The organism is Fulvivirga ligni (assembly GCF_021389935.1).
Classification (GTDB): domain Bacteria; phylum Bacteroidota; class Bacteroidia; order Cytophagales; family Cyclobacteriaceae; genus Fulvivirga; species Fulvivirga ligni.
The window spans coordinates 3,939,981-3,958,405 of record NZ_CP089979.1 but is presented as its reverse complement, the minus strand read 5'-3'; the positions used below and the strand labels follow the sequence as shown (position 1 = coordinate 3,958,405).

Annotated in this window: 16 protein-coding genes and 1 pseudogene; 9 read left to right on the top strand and 8 right to left on the bottom strand. The window is 37.8% G+C overall.

The genetic code is table 11. The annotated features are described in order from the left end of the window. Positions 1-106: 106 nt before the first annotated feature. Positions 107-913, bottom strand: a complete 807-nt coding sequence (locus LVD16_RS16810; protein WP_233769436.1) for a M57 family metalloprotease — start codon at positions 911-913, stop codon at positions 107-109. A gap of 138 nt (positions 914-1,051) precedes the next feature. Next, positions 1,052-2,335, bottom strand: a complete 1,284-nt coding sequence (tyrS, locus tag LVD16_RS16805; protein WP_233769435.1) for a tyrosine--tRNA ligase — start codon at positions 2,333-2,335, stop codon at positions 1,052-1,054. A 158-nt stretch (positions 2,336-2,493) separates the two neighbouring features. On the opposite strand from tyrS, the gene LVD16_RS16800 reads away from it, so the two are divergent. Continuing rightward, positions 2,494-2,964, top strand: a complete 471-nt coding sequence (locus tag LVD16_RS16800; protein WP_233769434.1) for a pyrophosphohydrolase domain-containing protein — start codon at positions 2,494-2,496, stop codon at positions 2,962-2,964. Between the two features lie 23 nt (positions 2,965-2,987). On the opposite strand, the gene LVD16_RS16795 is transcribed toward LVD16_RS16800, so the two are convergent. The 3 genes from LVD16_RS16795 to LVD16_RS16785 all read right to left on the bottom strand — a co-directional run bounded on the left by LVD16_RS16795 (position 2,988) and on the right by LVD16_RS16785 (position 4,161). Then, on the bottom strand, positions 2,988-3,593 hold the full coding sequence (locus LVD16_RS16795; protein WP_233769433.1) for a hypothetical protein: 606 nt from the start codon (positions 3,591-3,593) through the stop codon (positions 2,988-2,990). A gap of 65 nt (positions 3,594-3,658) precedes the next feature. Continuing rightward, positions 3,659-3,901, bottom strand: coding sequence for a hypothetical protein (locus tag LVD16_RS16790; protein ID WP_233769432.1), 243 nt, complete (start codon positions 3,899-3,901; stop codon positions 3,659-3,661). A gap of 14 nt (positions 3,902-3,915) precedes the next feature. Beyond that, positions 3,916-4,161: a hypothetical protein gene (locus LVD16_RS16785; protein WP_233769431.1), complete on the bottom strand. Its 246-nt coding sequence runs from the start codon at positions 4,159-4,161 to the stop codon at positions 3,916-3,918. Positions 4,162-4,369: 208 nt separating this feature from the next. On the opposite strand from LVD16_RS16785, the gene LVD16_RS16780 reads away from it, so the two are divergent. From LVD16_RS16780 to LVD16_RS16770, 3 genes are all read left to right on the top strand, one after another. After that, on the top strand, positions 4,370-5,260 hold the full coding sequence (locus tag LVD16_RS16780) for a hypothetical protein (RefSeq protein ID WP_233769430.1): 891 nt from the start codon (positions 4,370-4,372) through the stop codon (positions 5,258-5,260). Positions 5,261-5,360: 100 nt separating this feature from the next. Then, positions 5,361-7,433, top strand: coding sequence for a carboxy terminal-processing peptidase (locus LVD16_RS16775; protein ID WP_233769429.1), 2,073 nt, complete (start codon positions 5,361-5,363; stop codon positions 7,431-7,433). A 134-nt stretch (positions 7,434-7,567) separates the two neighbouring features. Then, the gene (locus LVD16_RS16770) at positions 7,568-9,814 is read left to right on the top strand and encodes a S9 family peptidase (RefSeq protein WP_233769428.1); all 2,247 of its coding nucleotides are present in this window, start codon (positions 7,568-7,570) and stop codon (positions 9,812-9,814) included. 56 nt (positions 9,815-9,870) lie between these two features. Here the strand turns inward: LVD16_RS16770 and LVD16_RS16765 are convergent, their stop codons facing one another. Beyond that, complete coding sequence (locus LVD16_RS16765) at positions 9,871-10,296, bottom strand: VOC family protein (protein WP_233769427.1); 426 nt, start codon at positions 10,294-10,296, stop codon at positions 9,871-9,873. Between the two features lie 11 nt (positions 10,297-10,307). Further along, positions 10,308-11,036 (bottom strand): RDD family protein, encoded by a 729-nt coding sequence (locus tag LVD16_RS16760; protein ID WP_233769426.1) that lies wholly within the window; start codon positions 11,034-11,036, stop codon positions 10,308-10,310. 36 nt (positions 11,037-11,072) lie between these two features. Between LVD16_RS16760 and LVD16_RS16750 the strand changes: the two are divergent. The 5 genes and pseudogenes from LVD16_RS16750 to LVD16_RS16730 all read left to right on the top strand — a co-directional run bounded on the left by LVD16_RS16750 (position 11,073) and on the right by LVD16_RS16730 (position 17,114). Beyond that, positions 11,073-12,879 (top strand): annotated as a pseudogene (locus LVD16_RS16750) (stage II sporulation protein M). A 3-nt stretch (positions 12,880-12,882) separates the two neighbouring features. Continuing rightward, entirely contained in the window at positions 12,883-13,608 is a 726-nt protein-coding gene (locus LVD16_RS16745) for a hypothetical protein (protein WP_233769423.1), read from the top strand. Continuing rightward, positions 13,601-14,800, top strand: a complete 1,200-nt coding sequence (locus LVD16_RS16740) for a DUF4350 domain-containing protein (protein WP_233769422.1) — start codon at positions 13,601-13,603, stop codon at positions 14,798-14,800. The genes LVD16_RS16745 and LVD16_RS16740 overlap by 8 nt, the downstream gene beginning before the upstream one ends. Next, positions 14,800-15,789: an AAA family ATPase gene (locus LVD16_RS16735; protein ID WP_233769421.1), complete on the top strand. Its 990-nt coding sequence runs from the start codon at positions 14,800-14,802 to the stop codon at positions 15,787-15,789. Before LVD16_RS16740 ends, LVD16_RS16735 begins: the two co-directional genes overlap by 1 nt. Continuing rightward, entirely contained in the window at positions 15,786-17,114 is a 1,329-nt protein-coding gene (locus LVD16_RS16730) for a DUF58 domain-containing protein (protein WP_233769420.1), read from the top strand. The genes LVD16_RS16735 and LVD16_RS16730 overlap by 4 nt, the downstream gene beginning before the upstream one ends. On the opposite strand, the gene nhaD is transcribed toward LVD16_RS16730, so the two are convergent. Then, a complete protein-coding gene (nhaD, locus tag LVD16_RS16725; RefSeq protein ID WP_233769419.1) occupies positions 17,111-18,391 on the bottom strand; it encodes a sodium:proton antiporter NhaD in 1,281 nt (426 codons plus the stop codon). The genes LVD16_RS16730 and nhaD overlap by 4 nt on opposite strands. Between the last annotated feature and the right edge of the window lie 34 nt (positions 18,392-18,425).

The window sequence follows — 18,425 nt, the reverse complement described above, 5'->3', positions numbered from 1 at the left end:
AAAATCACGAAAACGTTTGCGCTTTCGGTTGCAATTGATTCTGGTTAAACGATAAAAATAAAAAAAGCCCCTAAGTAGGGGCTCTTTCTACGAATAAATCTATCTACTAATACAAATAGTCTAGAGCAGTTTTATCATTGCTGGTAAATGGTCTGTCAGAACCGTCAGAACAGGCTAACATCCATGAACCAGACTCAGGTGATGCTGATGTGCCAGGGATATAGTTTGCTCCTACACCGCCATCACCTTCATTATCTGTAGATCCACCGCAGCTGAAGCTTCTATCCATATAATCCGTATGCCTAAAGCCGATACAGTGACCTATTTCATGAGCCAAAGTGGTGGTAAGAGCGCCAGGATTATTGATGCCATCATAGTACTGCTTTGTCAGCAAAATCTCACCGTGAGGATTACCTGCAGCAGTAGGAAAACCCCCAGAGCCCAATATGCCAAACCAATAGTAATACCATGGAGATGGATTGATAACCATATTAGCACTACTCGCGCTAGTTACTCGCTGAAATGTAATGGAAAGTCCCTCTGCATTATATCTACCAAGTGCAGCATCTAGCGCAGTAAAGTACTTAGAAGAAAAACTTGAGCTTAGATACACCTTTATGGTTCTAGGCAACGCAGTAACGAGGTTATCGGTGCTATACTGTTCTTCAAATGCATAAATTTTACCTTCTGACAATGATTCAAGATGGGCATCTGTGAGTACAATATCATTCTCTACGAAGTACTTACCATCATACTGGAAGGCATCAACTGTACTAAATCCTAGAGTTTCGATTTTAGCCAGTATTTCTGAAGAGATTTCCTCCTTCTCTGGCTTTACCTGCTGATCGCTTTCTTCACAGGACATAAAAAAGCTAAGGCATAGGGCTACAGCCCCTAATCGGAGTTTGTTCATAATGGGTATTGTTTAGGTTGAAATTAGAACTTAATCAATATAGTAAATGATCACGTCAAAGTCCAGTACCATACACCGTTGAACATAAAAAAAGGCCATCTTTTGATGGCCTTTACATAACATAATGAGAATAGTGATCTATTCCACTATAATTAGATAATAGTTCTTCTTACCCTTCTGAGCTAATAAATACTTTTCTTGTAGAAGTTTGAAATTACATTCTTGAGCAGTGTCTTCAATTTTTGTTTTATTGATACTTACACCACCTCCTTTAATCATCTTTCTAGCTTCACCTTTAGACGAAAAGACAAGACTATCTGTAACTTCTGATAAAAGATCAGTAACATTAGCACATTCAGCCAGAGCTGCGGCTGAGATTTGTACTTGAGGTACACCTTCAAAAACAGATAATAAAGTATCCTCATCTACTGATTCTAAATCTTCAGTGGTAGACTTTCCAAAAAGAATTTGAGAAGCCTTTACTGCCATTTCATAGTCCTCTTCAGAGTGTACTCTGATGGTGATATCTTTAGCCAAAACCTGCTGAAGCTGTCTTAAATGAGGGGCTTCCTGATGCTCTTTTTCCAGAGCTTCTATCTCATCTTTACCGAGTAGAGTAAAGATCCTGATATAGTTGGCCGCGTCCTCGTCAGATGTATTCAGCCAATATTGGTAAAACTTATAAGGAGAAGTTTTCTTTCTATCTAACCAAACAGCACCTTCCTCAGTTTTGCCAAACTTGGTACCATCTGCTTTCTTAATAAGAGGTGTGGTCATAGCGAAAGCTTCACCTTGAGCTTTTCTTCTGATCAATTCGGTACCAGTAACTATATTACCCCACTGATCTGAACCACCTAACTGAAGCTTACAGTCTTTATTTTGGTTTAACCAATAGAAATCATACCCTTGAACCAACTGGTAACTAAATTCTGTAAAAGACATACCTGTTTCCAGTCTCTTCTTTACTGAATCTTTAGCCATCATGTAGTTCACTGAAATGTGCTTACCTACATCTCTGATAAACTCAAGAAAGCCAAAATTCTTAAACCAGTCATAGTTATTCACCATTTCGGCAGAGTTCTCACCACAATCAAAATCTAGAAATTTCTGAAGCTGGTCTTTCACACAGTTAAGATTGTGATTTAATATATCTTCAGATAATAAATTTCTTTCTGCTGATTTGCCTGACGGGTCACCCACCATTCCGGTAGCTCCACCAACAAGGGCTAAAGGTCTATGACCAGCTTTCTGAAAATGGACTAATGTCATAATCTGAGTAAGATGGCCTATATGAAGTGAGTCTGCGGTTGGGTCAAACCCTATATAACCGGTAGTCATTTCTTTTTTTAGCTGTTCTTCTGTACCAGGCATGATATCATGAATCATACCTCTCCACTGTAATTCAGCTACAAAATCTGTCATGAACAATTATATCTCGTTGATTAATAATTTTAAAGGACTGCAAATATAGAAAAAGGCAATTGATCTATCCTTCAATGTTTATAAGGATATATCGATTAATTCTTTTACCACCCGCCAATATTGATTAAAATTGCGGTGAATTTTATTAAAAAGTAACTATGAAACAACCAGATTCACTCAATCAAGTCGCTGAATTTCACAAGACGTTCAAGCATCCTGTTCTTAACGAACCAACTATTCCTGATGAAAAAAGATGCGCCTTAAGAGTGTCTCTGTTAGCAGAAGAAGTAAAGGAGCTAGAGGATGCTATAAAAGACAATGACCTGGTAGAGATTGCTGATGCACTATGCGATATTCAATACGTGCTTTCAGGTGCAATCTTAGAATTTGGGCTAGGAGAGAAGTTTAAGGAGCTTTTTGACGAGGTACAGCGCTCTAACATGAGTAAAGCCTGCAAAGATGAGAGTGAAGCTCAAGCTACTGTGGAATATTACACAAAGGAACGAGACACTGAATGTTACTACAAAGAAGAGGATGGTAAATACCTGGTTTTCAGGACCTCGGATAACAAAACTTTGAAATCTATCAATTATTCACCAGCAAGCCTGGAATCGATAATAAAAAAATAAAGGAGGGTTTCCCCTCCTTATTTTCACTTTAGCACTTTCTTTTCTAAAAATTTGGCTGTCTCTTTTCCGAGTTTAGCATAAGCTTCTTCTATGCGATATCCCGTATCAAAATCATAGCCCATAGCATCTCTTCCTGGTACATTTGTAATATCTAGACTCCCCATTTCTTTTCCAGAAGAATCTACAAATACTATTTTCACTGAAATCATTGCTGACTTTCTCACTACACCAACATTAAATCCAGGTTCAGTAAAGTAGGTATGAACCTTCATAGTAGCTTCCGCACCATCTAGCCCCTTGCTTGCGGTAATTCCAGATTTCTTAGCGTATTCATTAAAAAGCTGTTCAAATTTTGGTTCAAACCTAGTTTCTCTATCCTCAAACCAACCTTTCTTCCATTCATCACCAGTACCCGGCTCTTTTTCATTTTTTTTATCCATACGGTCTTGTAAATACTCATTTTCATCATCGTATTTACCTACTTTCATTTCATCAAAAGAGTATTCTATGTTTATCTTATCTATTCCTTTAAGGAAAGACAAATCTCCCTCTTTCTTGATTTTTTGAGCAAAAGCTCCCATTCCCATGGTAATGGTAAAGCAAAGAATCAATGCTGCTGTAAATTTCATCTTCATTTTAAAAAATTGATTTGTTAATAAAGAATACAAGTTAAGTAAATTCTTGAAAAATCAATCTAAATATAAAATTCAAGCTGAAAAACAGGGGACTCCTTTTGCGGTATTGGCCTCATGGCAATAATATCTGATGTATTAAACACATCGATAAACTCCGTTCTACTTATTCTTTCTTTATACTGGCCTGGCTTTATTTTATGATACTGCATTCTGCCGGACTGGTTAGCCGTAGCCGAATAAAGTAAATCATACTTTAAAGGTATAGGTGAGGGGATAAACCTCATTCCGTCCATTAAAACCATAGCCTCTTTATTTATTAATATGCATTCTTAAATTCTTCGAATAATATCTTATTCTGAATGCCATTATACTCAGATAATAAGGTGTAAGCATATTCAGGCACGTAGTCCCACGCGACCTTCATTTCTTCAATTTTAGACCGAAGTTCATCGATATAAAATCTAGTCTGCTCCAAATTCTTACAATGTTTTGGCTTCTCGTAATGTCTTCTTGCAAATACTATAAAGTCCTGGTCGATTTTTCTAAGCTGATAATTGTTCATGACGTGTATTTTTGCACAACTATAATACAATTATATCGCTATAAGATTAATTATCAAAGTATTAATCAATATTTATTGTGCAATATTACACAAATCTATTTTATGCATGCGCTATTACTCAGAAAACCAATATTTATAGGCCAAAACACTCATTTATCAACATTTTATTTATATTTAAAAATTGAACCATTAACCAACCAAACTCGAAATGCAAGAATCAACCACTGGCGACGCCTTTTTAAATATTTGGCATCACGCCATGTTTATAGGTGCTATTATATTTGCTGTAATAGCTATCATCATCTACTTATTTCACCAGGTTAAAGTATCTGGCGTTAAAGATTTTAAACAGAAGTATGATTATATAAGGCAAAATGAGATTCGCACTTACCAGATATGCTTTATAAGCCTGGGCATAACAGTGGCTTGTCTAATCAATACTTATGGGAAGGACTCCTTATCTTTTGATTGGGTGTGGTTTATGGTGAGACTCTTCATCTCTTTAGCTGGTGGAGTGCTAGTGGGATATATTGCCGCTCTGGTGTTGAAATATTACTATCCAACCCGCCTTTACAAGAAATTGAAAAAGTGGAGATATATGCCAAGGGTTAATCCAGCCACTGGCAATACCATGAGGTTACTCAGTGAAGCTGAGGAAGATGTGCATCTGGATGAAGGTATGCAGGCGGAAGAGAATGTTTTCTCTGTTGACTATGATGTTTGGGTGGATGAGAAAACAAAAGAAACAAAAATAGAAAAATATCCAGGACACCTGGAAGCCCTGCAATGTAACAATTGCGGCTTTTATACCATGAAAGTGGTCCGTGAAGAGATAGTGACAGCTCCCACTCAGGATACCGAAGGGGAACTAATTAAGTATTATGAATGTCAATACTGTGGTTCTGTTCGTGCCACTCAGTTTCAAATAGCCAGATCTAACGATGCGGCAGATTTATTGGCAGCTCTTAACAAAACAGGATCAGAAGAAGGTATAGACTTAATTAATATTGAAATCATAGATTCCACAGGACAGAAAAGAACTTACAATTTCCAGTCAGTAGAACAAGCCCAAAAATTCTTAAACGAATATAATTCATAGATTATCAGAGAGTTAAAATATTATTCCGAATTATTGAAACAACTGGCATTCTTTTCGTTATATAGAACTAGAAGATATTATTAGAGTAAGCAGAAGAAGTATGAAGAAGATAACATTTGTATTAGCACCCGTTCTGGTGTTGCTAAGTTTTATTACCTATAGCTCTGATTTCATTCCTGGAGCAGTTTTATTTCCCACTGATAGCACTACACTAACACCGAAAGGTTACTACGGAGACGAAGCAAAACTAATTAGCCAGATATTAGACACTTATCACTATAAGAAAATTAAGCTGAATGATTCTCTATCTTCAGTAATGTTAGATGACTACATAGAGACATTAGACAATAACCACTCTTATTTCCTGGAGTCTGACATCAAAAATTTCGAGAAATACAGAACACAATTAGATGACTTAACCAAGGCTGGCGATGTAAGCGCGGCTTATGAAATCTATAGCGTATTTAAAGAAAGATTTGACAATAGAATGGCTTATGTGAAAAGCAATCTATTAGATTATAAGTATGATTACTCTATTGATGAGTATTATAACACAGACCGTTCGAAGGAAGGATGGGCGAGCTCCACGGAAGAACTAAATGATCTTTGGCGCAAAATGGTGAAGAGCCAGGCCTTATCTCTGAAATTAACTGGTAAAGAGCCCGCAGAGATCAAGGACATGATCAGCAAAAGATATGAGCGCTTTGACAGAGCCATACAACAGTATAAGACAGAAGACATTTTTGAATTATACATGAATACTCTTGCTGAAGCTTTTGACCCACACACTAATTACTTCTCACCTCGTACTTCAGATAGATTTAAGCAAAACATGAGTTTATCCTTAGAAGGGATAGGAGCGAGATTACAAACAGAAACAGACTATACCAAGGTAGTTCAGGTAATCCCTGGAGGACCAGCCTACAAAAGCGATCTTGTTCATGAGAATGATAGAATAATAGGAGTAGGTCAAGGTGAAGACGGAGAGATAGTAGATGTAGTAGGTTGGAGAATTGATGACGTAGTTGAGCTCATTAAAGGTCCAAAGGGCACCACGGTAAAACTAGAGATTTTACCAGCAGAGACAGGTGTTAACGGCGCTTCTAAGATCATTACTTTGGTTAGAGAAAAGATTAAGCTAGAAGACATGGAAGCTAAATCTGAAATAGTTCCTATCAAAAAGAATGGTGTAGAGTATAACATAGGCGTAATAACACTACCTAGCTTTTATATGGATTTCGAAGCTTACCAAAAAGGTGATCCTAACTATACCAGTACCACAAGAGATGTTAAAAGACTAGTTAAAGAGCTTGAGGCACAAGGTATTGATGGACTAATGATGGATTTAAGAAATAATGGTGGTGGTTCGTTGGCAGAAGCTATTGACCTTACTGGTCTATTTATTAAAAACGGTCCTATTGTTCAGGTAAGAACATCTACTAATAAGATAGAAGTAGGAGAAGATGAAGATCCAGACATTATTTATGATGGCCCAATGGCTGTAATGATTAATAGATTTAGTGCTTCTGCTTCCGAGATTTTTGCAGCCGCAATTCAAGATTATCATAGAGGTGTAGTTATTGGCGAGCAGACCTTCGGAAAAGGAACTGTTCAAAGTGTAATTGATCTTGGTAGATATATGAATGTGCCAGAAGGAGAGAAGGTAGGGCAGCTTAAACTGACTTTGCAGAAGTTCTACAGAGTTACAGGTAGCAGCACTCAGCATTTGGGAGTTAGCCCTGATGTAAATCTTCCTTCAGCATTTGAAGCTAAAGAATTTGGAGAGAGTGCCAGTAAAAGTGCATTACCTTGGGATCAGATCAATAGCGCACAATTTAACTTAACTGACAAGGTTTCTTCTCAAATGGTTTCTAAACTTAATGCTGACTATAATGCAAGACTTAAAAGTGATCTTGAATTAAAAGAGCTGGTTGAAGACACCAAAGAGCTGAAAGAAAACCTGAGTAAGACAAGAATTTCGCTGAACGAGGCCACTAGAAAGAAAGAAATAGACGAGGCAGAGAAAAGAAAAGCAAACAGACTTACTTTGAACAATGCTAAAGTGGAGAAGGAAGGAACTTCAAAGACTCCAGAAAACAAATTGAAAATGGATGACAAATATTTGAAAGAAGGTGTTATCATCCTTACAGATATGATCTCTGATATTGGATAAGTAATTCCATAAAATTATATCATCGGTTGCGTCACTTTAACTAAGTGCATTTATAATTGCAGGTAGTTAAGGTGACGCAATTTTTTTTTATTGCCATCTATAATTTATAATTAAATAAATCAGATAAACATAGTATGAAGAACAAATCCTTAATACTACTTCTGATCTTGACGTGGTGCAGCTTTGCAGCATCTGCTCAAAACCAGGAGTATGCCAATGTTAAAGACGCCTTATTCTCAAGAGGCAGACTTTCAGGTGGTTCAGGACCTCAAAGTGTGAACTGGATTGATAATGGAGAGAGATTTTCATTTATTGAGCGAGGTTCTAATAATCAACCAGAAATTAAATCCTTTAACCCGAAAACGGGAAAAGAAGAGCTAATTTTTAGTTCTGCAGGCACAACATTCCCAGGTAGCGATGATGCCTTTAGTTATGGCTCGTTCCAATGGTCTAAAGACTCTAAATACATATTATTTCAAACCAACTTCAGACCGGTATGGAGAAGATCAGGAATCTCTGATTTCTACTTTTACTCTGTAGCTGATAAGTCTTTAAAGCTTGTAGCTAAGGACGCTCAAACCGCTGAAATATCTCCTGATGGAACAAAGGTTGGTTTTGAAAGAGGGGGCAACCTATTCGTTTTTGATTTTGCCTCAAAGAAAGAAACACAACTTACTTTTGACGCTGAAGAGTATTTCTATAATGGTCGTTATGGATGGGTTTATGAAGAAGAATTTGGTTTAGCTCAAGCTTGGTCATGGTCACCAGATAGCAAGTACATTGCTTACTGGCAGTCTGATGAGCGTGAGGTTCCAATCTTTCAAATGACTGACTATGCGGGACAGCACGCCGAATATGTAAATGTTCCATATCCTGAAGTGGGTGATCCTAATCCTCTGGTAAAAATCGGAGTGCTAGATGTAAGTGCGGCAAAGAATGTATGGATGAATGTACCTCTTGACGGCGGATACATCCCTAGAATCTACTGGACTAGTGAGTCAGGGAAGCTGGCGATAGTTCATATGAATAGAAAACAGAATCATCTAAAGCTTTACTTCAGTGACGTAACTACCGGCAAAGGTAAAGTAATCATGGAGGAGAAATCCGAGCAGTGGATTGATGTCTTTGACTTTTTCGCTGGTATCAATCATTTATTCTTCTTCCCAGAAGGCAAAAATGAATTCTTATGGATTTCAGATAGAGACGGTTTCAGCCATATCTACAGATATGATTATACTGGAAAATTACTCAACCAGGTAACTAAAGGAAACTGGGAAGTAGTTCGTGTAGAGGCAGTTGACTCTAAGAAGAGCACTATTTATTTCACAAGTACTGAAGAATCTTCAGTAGAGAGACATCTGTATGCAGTTAATTTCAGCGGAAAAGGAAAAAAGAAATTAACTCGTGATGAAGGCAGACATCACTTAAACGTAGCACCTAACGGTCAGTATTACATTGATAATTACAGCAATGTTTCAACACCTCGCCAAGTAGAGTTATGGTCTGTAAAAGGAAAGATGATCAAAAAGTTTGAGGACAATGTTGCTGTAAAGAAATACACAGAAGAGCATTTTTACGCTCCTAAAGAACTTTTTAGCTTTACTACAGAAGATGGACAGAAGCTTGACGGGTATATGATCAAACCAAAAGATTTTGACCCTAGCAATAAATATCCTTTAGTGCTAAATATCTATGGTGGACCAGGAGCACAGTCTGTTTATAATGAATTTGGTAGCGATACGTGGGAGCAATATTTAGCTCAGAATGGCTATGTGATTGCAAGCGTTAACAACAGAGGTTCTGGTGGTTACGGCAGTGCTTTTGAAAAAGTGGTTTACAGAAACCTGGGAGAAAAAGAAAGCTACGACTTTGTGCAAACTGTAAAACATTTAGCATCTAACCCATGGGTGGATGGTGATAGAATGGCCATTAGAGGCCATAGCTATGGTGGCTATATGTCTAGCTACACTATGCTAAATCACCCAGGTGTATTTAAAGTTTCATTAGTTGGTGCACCTGTTACAGATTGGAGATTATATGACAGTATTTATACTGAAAGGTATATGGATTTATTAGGTGATAATGAAGAAGGCTATAAGTCAAGCGCTTCATCCGCTGCTGCTGCAGGTCTGGATGGGAAAATGTTCATTGCTCATTCTACGATGGATGAAAATGTTCACGTACAGAATACCATGCAGCTTGTAAAAGCATTGATTGACAATGGTAAAGACGCTGATTTGAGAATATATCCTCCTGGAGCTCACGGTGTGGCGTATGACGGCACGAGCTACGTGTTATTATATGCTCAATATGTTGATTATCTGAATAAGCACCTAAAAGGTGATTTCAGCAGTAATGAGGTTGGAGATTCAATGAAATAATTGATATAAACAATAAAAAAGAGAGCCCCGATCAGTAATGGTCGGGGCTCTCTTTTTTATTTTGTAGTTTCGTCTTCGTAATTATCAGTAAAAACCTGATCTATGGGCTCCCAGAGTTCTATGCTGTTGTTTTCAGGATCAAGGATATGCACGAATTTACCATAATCATAAGTGGCAATTTCATCGAGAATCTTCACCCCATTAGCCTTTAGCTCGTCCACCAAAGCCTCCAGATTCTCCACCCTATAATTGATCATAAATTCCTTTTTACTCGGTTCAAAATACTTGGTGTCTTCGGAAAATGTGCTCCATTGCAAGTATTCCTTCTTCTCCGGGTTTTCAGAGTTTCTAAATTCAAAAAGAGAACCATATTCGTTTGTTACCAATCCTAAATGCTCAGTATACCATTCACGCATCTTAACAGGATCTTTCGTTTTGAAGAAAATTCCTCCTATGCCAGTAACTTTTTTATTTATACTCATACTATGCAATTTTAACGGGTTAGCACAACGTAATCGTTGATCAATGTTTTAAGAAAGTCCGCATCGCTCATAGGTATTTCATCAATAGATAATTTCTCTCTAACATTAGCTACTGCAGTTCTTAATGCCTGACGATGAGCCGGATTAGGGAACTTTCTATATCTCTCCAGCACAGATTTGATTAAAAGCATATGATCTTCTGACAACTTACGCACCTCAGGGAACTTAGGCTGGTAAGTATCAATATTATTGATTCTAATAATATCACTGAATCTGAGCTTCTGACTCGGCTTTATTTTTATTACAGTAGTTTCAGCTGCCATATCACCCAGCCTTTGCCTTCTGTTAGAACTACTGATGAAAATCGAGGCCAATGCTCCAAATGAAAAGTAAATATCAATCATTCTAAATGCCCATCTTAAAATGTAATCGCTAGATCTGGGATTTAGTCCGTTTAATTTCACTACCTTAATGTCCATAGCCTTTTTGCCAAGGGTCTGGCCATTATTCAGCACCTCCATCAGTATTGAGTAAAAAAAGAAAATCGGCATGACCGCCAAATACAAAACATATTGCATTCCAAGGCCTCCGGTAAAAACAGTACCAAACGTCAGAAGAAAGAATGTGCTTCCCATCAGAATTAAAAAATCGATTACAAAGCCAATAATCCGATCTCTTAATGGAGCTATTTCAAACTCAATACTCACATTTTGTGTGGTGTTAATTTCAATTTTTTGCATATTGCCAGTCTAAAATATTATTTGATCCCTTTTTGAATGAAGGAAACAAAATTTATTGAGCAAAATAAGGAAAAATGGTTGAAGTTTGAACAATTACTTCGACTGAAAAGAAGAGACCCGGATCAGTTAGGAGATTTGTTCATTCAAATTACTGATGATTTATCGTATGCGAGGACTAATTATCCTAATCGCTCTATTAAGATATACCTAAATAATCTGGCTCAGCAACTCTTTTATAACATCTACAAGAACAAGAAGGAGGGCAGAAATAAGATTATCAAATTTTGGAGAGATGAGCTACCAAGCATATCCTTCCATTGCCGAAAAGAACTTCTATTAGCTCTACTAGTATTTTTGCTGGCTGTGGCCATAGGGGTAGTGTCGGCTGCCAATGATGCTCAGTTTGTAAACACCATCCTTGGTGATGAATATGTAAATCAGACACTTGAGAATATAGAAAAAGGAGATCCTATGGCTATCTACAAAAGCCAGGGGGAAGTAGACATGTTTCTGCATATATCTGTAAATAATGTTCGAGTCGCATTTATGACATTTATTATGGGTGTCTTTTTTTTCGCTGGGCTCCATTATTGTAATGATATTTAATGGCATCATGCTCGGCTCTTTTCAATACTTCTTTCTAGAAAGAGGATTAGTCATGGAATCGATGCTCACCATTTGGCTCCATGGCACATTAGAGATATCCGCGATTATAATTGCTGGTGCTGCAGGAATAGTTTTAGGCAAAGGGTTTGTCTTTCCAGGTACTCATTCCAGACTGCGAGCCTTCCAGCAATCGGCCCGATTAGGAATAAAACTATTAATAGGCATAGTCCCCATACTGGTATTTGCTGCTATTATAGAATCATTTCTTACCAGATATACTGACGCACCTGCGGTTATCAAACTGGCTCTCATCATCTGCTCATTGGTATTCATTTTATTCTATTTTGCATGGCTGCCTTATAAAAAGCATAGAAATGGCACCATTCAACCCATAAAAGATAGCAGCTCCAAAGCTGATGACTATAACATAGAAGCATATAACGGAGAGGTACAGTCTATGAACGAAATATTCAGAGACTCTGTGGTGCTTTACACCAAAATTTTCAAGAAGTATTTCATTCCGGCATTAGGTGTTTGTGCTCTGGCTGTGACAGGCTATGCTTTTGCCTTAAAGGGATTAATAGAGGGAGGCCTTATTCAAGTAGATTCTTTTATACTTATGAAGGTGCTTTCACTTTTGGAGCACACAGAAACTCCACTGTTATTTCTTATTAATGCACTGGCCTTGGCAGGGTTAATATATCTAGCCTATAATCAAACACTAAAGTTCTTCAATAATAAGATTTCAAAGGCCAAAATTATCACTGCAGCATTGACGATAGGCTTGATTCTCAATGCCTTGTTCTTTATGCATCATGTACTGGCTATTGTTCTCTTTTTGTTGATTTTTCCATTAGGCCTGTATGTTATCTCAGTGATGTTTCACGAAGGCGTCTCCTTTGGTAGTGCCTTTAGTAGATTTAGAGAGTTTTTAGGGCAAAGTGGTGGAAGAATGATTGGCCTATATGCGCTCTTAATATTCATATTAAGCGTATTCATGTTTCTGATAGATTCACCTTTCATGACGTTCTATCTGGACTTTGTACAGTCTAGCTTTGCTTATGATGCCACCATTATGTATTATCTGGCCCTGGCATTTAATGGCCTGGTAATCACGCTAGGTATCGCTTTTATTTTACCATTGTTTATTATTGGTAGCTACATTCAGTATCAAACATTATCGGAAATTACCACTGCTAAGTACTTGCTTGAAAAGATTAATGCATTTAATAAATAGTTGATGATATTGAGAAGGAGTAACCTATTTATTTTATTATTCATTATTACTACCACTTTGGGGTATGGCCAAAAATTCGAGTCTTTTGACAGGAAAGAATGGGAGGATATTACCAAAGAAATAGACTATTCAGACGGTAGAGATGAAAACACCAGAAATAAGCGTGGTAGCAATGATGAGTCTGTAGAGCGAGGAGATGGAGATGAGTATAGCTCTAGTGATTCTTCAGGCCCCAGCTGGAGTATTCCTGCGTTCGGTGGTCAGGTCTTCCAGTTCATCATGATTTTAGTACTAGTAGCGGTGCTGGTATTTGTGTTATATAAAATACTTGGAAGCCATGGTGGCTTCAATCCTAAGAATAAAAAGCTAAGTGATAATATTTCCGTTGAAGATCTTGAGGAAAAATTAATGGAATCTGACCTATTAATTTGGCTAAAAAAGGCTGTTTCCGACAAGAATTACAAGCTAGCTTTAAGGATTTACTATCTCATGATCATTAAGGAATTGTCACTAAAGGGCATCATTCATTGGAAAAAGGAGAAGACTAACCTGGAGTACATGATGGAAATGAGAGACCATGAAAGCTATAATCAGTTCGAAGAGGTCACTAATATATATCACTTAGTTTGGTACGGCGATAAAAACGTTGGAGATCCTTATCTCATTAATGCCAGCCATAAGTTTAAAGCTTATTTTCAATCTATAAACCCTGCTCAAGGCAATGAATAAAAACATACTCATAGGAGCAGGCGCAGCGGTATTAATTGGTGTTTTTTTATATTTCTTTCTTACCAACAAAAGGACAAAAGTCTTCAATTGGAATGAAAGCTATAATATAGAAAGCCAACAGCCATATGGTACCTTCATTATGCATGAGCTAATGAAAAGAAGCTATGATGGTAATTACACTCAGATCAATACACCTATTGCAAATTTATTAAGCACAGAATACAGCAACTCTGTATATATGCTTATTGGAGAAAACGCATATTACACTGATCAGGATCTGGATACACTGCTAGCGTTTACTTACAGTGGAAATGAAACCTTTATAGCCACTAATTACTTCCCGTATCGACTGATTAACTCATTGATCGATGAAGAATGTGGCATCATTGATTTCATCAATTCCGAAAAGGCGGATATGAGACTGATTGAAAATGAGAGCGAATTCTCATACAAACACATATACAATCAGGAAGCCACCCAATATAGCTGGATGTATCTGGATAGTTTAGAATGTGCTGAAAACCTAAGCGTATTAGGCTATATTGATAATAATAAGATTAATTTCGTAGATATTGAGTATGGTGATGGCCACCTTTATTTTTATACCACGCCATTAACCTTTACCAACTATTATCTTACCCGGGAGGAGTTACTGGCCTACACTGAAGAGATGATGCAGGTGACACATGGAGAGAACCTGTATTGGGATGAATATAGTAAGAAATCATTCACGCCGGACAAGAGTCAGAACAATCCTATGAAGTACATACTTTCTCAACCTCCTTTACGGTGGGCGTGGTATTTACTCATATTTGCGGTAATCATCTATTTCGTATTCTATGCCAAGAGGAGACAGCGTATTATTCCTGTGCTGGAGAAGAATAGAAATACTTCCATTGAGTTTGCTGAAACCATGGGGTATCTATATTATGAAGAGCAGAATCATAAAAAGATTGCAGATCATATCTGGAGTCTATTCTTATCTTATATTCGCCATAGGTATTATATCCATCCGCAGAAGATGGAGCCAGAAATCATTAAGAAAGTAAGTTTAAAGTCTCAGGTAGCTGAAAGTGATCTAGAGGCCATTGTAAAAGAATATGAAAGACTAGATTTTAAGGTGGAAATTTCATCTGAAGATCTAATGTCTTTTCACAATAAGATTGAGTCATTTTATAAAAAGAGCAAGTAATGGAAGAAAACATTTTTCAAGAGGAACCTCAGCAAGATGAAAACCTGCTGAAGTTTAAGAATAATTTATTAGCCGTTCGTCAGGAAATAAAGAAGTTGTTGATTGGTCAGGATCAGCTTGTAGATCTCATGATGGTTTCACTGTTTACTCAGGGACACATTTTGCTCGAAGGTGTGCCTGGGCTTGCTAAAACCATGGGGGCCAAGCTGTTTGCCAAGTCTCTCTCTGTAGGCTATAGCAGAATACAGTTTACTCCTGACTTAATGCCAACTGATGTGGTAGGTACATCGGTATTCAACATGAAAGAATCTGAGTTTAAATTCAGTTCTGGTCCGGTATTTTCAAATATCATTCTCATTGATGAGATCAACCGTGCTCCAGCTAAAACACAGGCGGCGCTTTTTGAGGTGATGGAAGAAAGACAGGTGACTGTAGATGGCACTACCTACCCGATGGAGTATCCTTTTATGATCATTGCCACGCAAAACCCGATAGAGCAGGAGGGAACCTACAAACTACCTGAAGCTCAGCTAGATAGATTCTTATTTAAGATAAAACTGGATTACCCAAAACTGGAAGAAGAGAAGATCATATTAAGAAGATTTAGATCTGATTTCTCTGAAGAGCTTATGAAAACAGTAAACGCTGTTCTTACTGAAAGCGATATCAGAGAAGGGGCCAGCTATGTAGAAAAGGTGCACATCAAAGATGAGATTCTGGATTACATTGCTAATATTATTTATGACACCAGAAATAACGGAGATCTGTTCCTTGGTGCCTCTCCAAGAGCTTCTTTGGCTCTTATGCGTGCTTCTAAAGCTGTAGCAGTAATGAATGGAAGAGATTATGTAATTCCTGATGATGTGAAGCTTGTAGCCAAACCGGTATTGAACCATAGAATTATCCTTAATCCGGATAGAGAACTAGAAGGCATTGAGCCAGAGGATGTAATTGAAGAGATCATTAAGAAAACAGAAGTACCCCGTTGAGAATAAAGAACTTATATCTGCCTTTTAGGTTTTTCGCCGGACTGGGTGCCATTTTTTTCCTATTTGTATTAGGCTACCCATTCTACATTTTCTTCCCCATTGCTCAAACAGCCCTAGTGGCTTTTTTAGTGGTCGTGATTACTGATATTATTCTGGCCTTTCAGAAGAGTATTCAATTTAAGGTGTCACGTACCACTTCCAGATTGATGTCTCTGGGTAATGAAAATGAGGTGAATCTGACCATTATTAATCAATCACCAAGATCATTTCTGGTGAATTTGATTGATGAACTTCCATTTCAGCTACAGATCAGAGATTTTGGTAAGGAATTTTCTATGTTTCCTAATGCTAAAAAGAAAATAAACTATACCATAAGACCATTGGTGCGCGGGCAGTATGAATTTGGAGCAGTGCACCTATATATAAGTTCAAAAATTGGTCTTGTACAAAGAAAGATAACTTTTGACATCAATGAGGAAGTGGCTGTTTATCCTTCAGTGATGGATATGAAAAAGTATGAGCTCAAATCAGCTATGAGTACTACCATCAATTTTGGTATAAAAAAGATCAGAAGAATAGGCCATAGCTATGAGTTTGAGCAGATTAAAGAATACACCAGAGGTGATGATTACAAAAGTATGAACTGGAAAGCTACCTCCAGAAGCAATAAGCTAATGGTGAATAGCTATACTGATGAGAAATCACAACAGGTTTATTGTTTAATAGACAAAAGCCGCTACATGAAAATGCCTTTCAATGGCCTGAGCTTATTAGATTACGCTATCAATTCGAGTCTGGTGATCGCTAATACATCATTGCAAAAACAAGACAAGGCAGGTCTGATCACCTTCAGCAATAGGGTGGAGAGCATAGTAAAAGCTGATCGTGGGAGAAACCAGCTGAAGTTTATTCTAGAAACCTTATATCGAGAAAAAGAAAGCAAGCTAGACGCTAATTATGAGCACATGTATTCCTCTGTACAGCGTACTATAAGAGGCAGAAGCCTGGTTTTTCTCTTCACTAATTTTGAGAGTCTACACTCATTAGAGCGCGTGCTTCCTGTACTTAGAAAGCTCAATAAATCACACCTCTTGGTAGTGGTGGTATTTGAAAACAGGGAATTGATAGACTATTACAATGATGACAAAAAGCATCTTAAGGACATATACTATAAAACAGTAGCCCATAAAATAGCGAACGAAAGAGAGATGATTATCAATGAGTTAAGACACTATGGTATTCAACACATTTTCACTCGACCTGAAAACCTTTCAATCAATGCTATCAATAAATATCTGGAGCTGAAAAGCAGAGGAATGATTTAATGGAAAAAGTGTGCAACAATTAAATAATACTCTGCACCAGCTAAATACCCTAGAAAAGCCGGAAAAGTAATCTTTTTGAAATACCAAAAGAACTTGATGTGGGCCATACCCATTACCGCCACACCTGCAGCAGAACCAATAATTAGAAGACTACCACCAGTACCTGCACAGTAAGCGGTAAACTCCCACAGCCGACTGTCCATAGGAAACTCAGACAGTGGGTACATGCCCATGGCGGCAGCCACTAAAGGCACGTTATCTACTATAGACGAAAGCATTCCTAAAGAGAATACGATATAATCAAGATTCCCAAGCGTTTCGTTCATCCAGGCGGCAAGATCATTAAGCACATGAGCCTCTTCCAAAACCCCTACAGCCATCAATATTCCCAGGAAGAAAAGTACACTGGAAGCGTCAATTTTACTTAAGGCATACACAGCGGAATAAGGTTTTTTCTCTTCTTCACCTTTCTTGAAGTGTATTACCTCACTCATAATCCACACCACCGAAAGTCCTAGCAGCATTCCCATATAAGGCGGTAAATGAGTGATACCCTTAAACACAGGTACAAATACCAGAGCCCCGAGGCCACCTATTAGCATCTGCCAACTACCTTTTACTTTTTCATTCTTAATGGCTTTCTTTTCGTTCTTCTTTCTTCTGTTTAGGTCACCTTTCATGCTTAAGCTCAGCATAAAAGTTGGCACTATGGTACAAATAAGGCTAGGCACAAAAAGTGTTTTCATAATCGCGCCAGAGCTGATTTGCCCACCGATCCATAACATGGTGGTAGTAATATCACCAATGGGTGACCAGGCACCACCTGCATTGGCAGATATGATCAGGGCTCCGGCATAAATCATCCTTTCTTCCTCATCATCAATGAGTTTACGCAGCAATGATATCATTACAATAGAGCAGGTCAAGTTATCTAGTAAGGCAGAAAGAAAGAAGGCAAGGCCGCTGACCATCCATAGCAGAGTTTTTCTGTTGGAGGTCTTTATCCTATTAGTTATAACATTAAAACCCTGGTGAATATCTATGAGCTCGATGATGGTCATGGCTCCCATAAGGAAGAAAAGTATCTCCGCTATACTCCCTAGTTGGAAGGTGAGTTCTTCACTTATATCTTCAGTATGATCAGTACTTACTACATACACCACCCACAGCACTACACCGGTGTACAACGCCACGGCGGTTTTATTAATTTTAATTACTTCTTCAAGGGTGATGAGTAAATACCCGAAAATGAAAACTGAAACTAAATAGACCACCATATTGATAATAAGTTATGACACACGTCAATATACA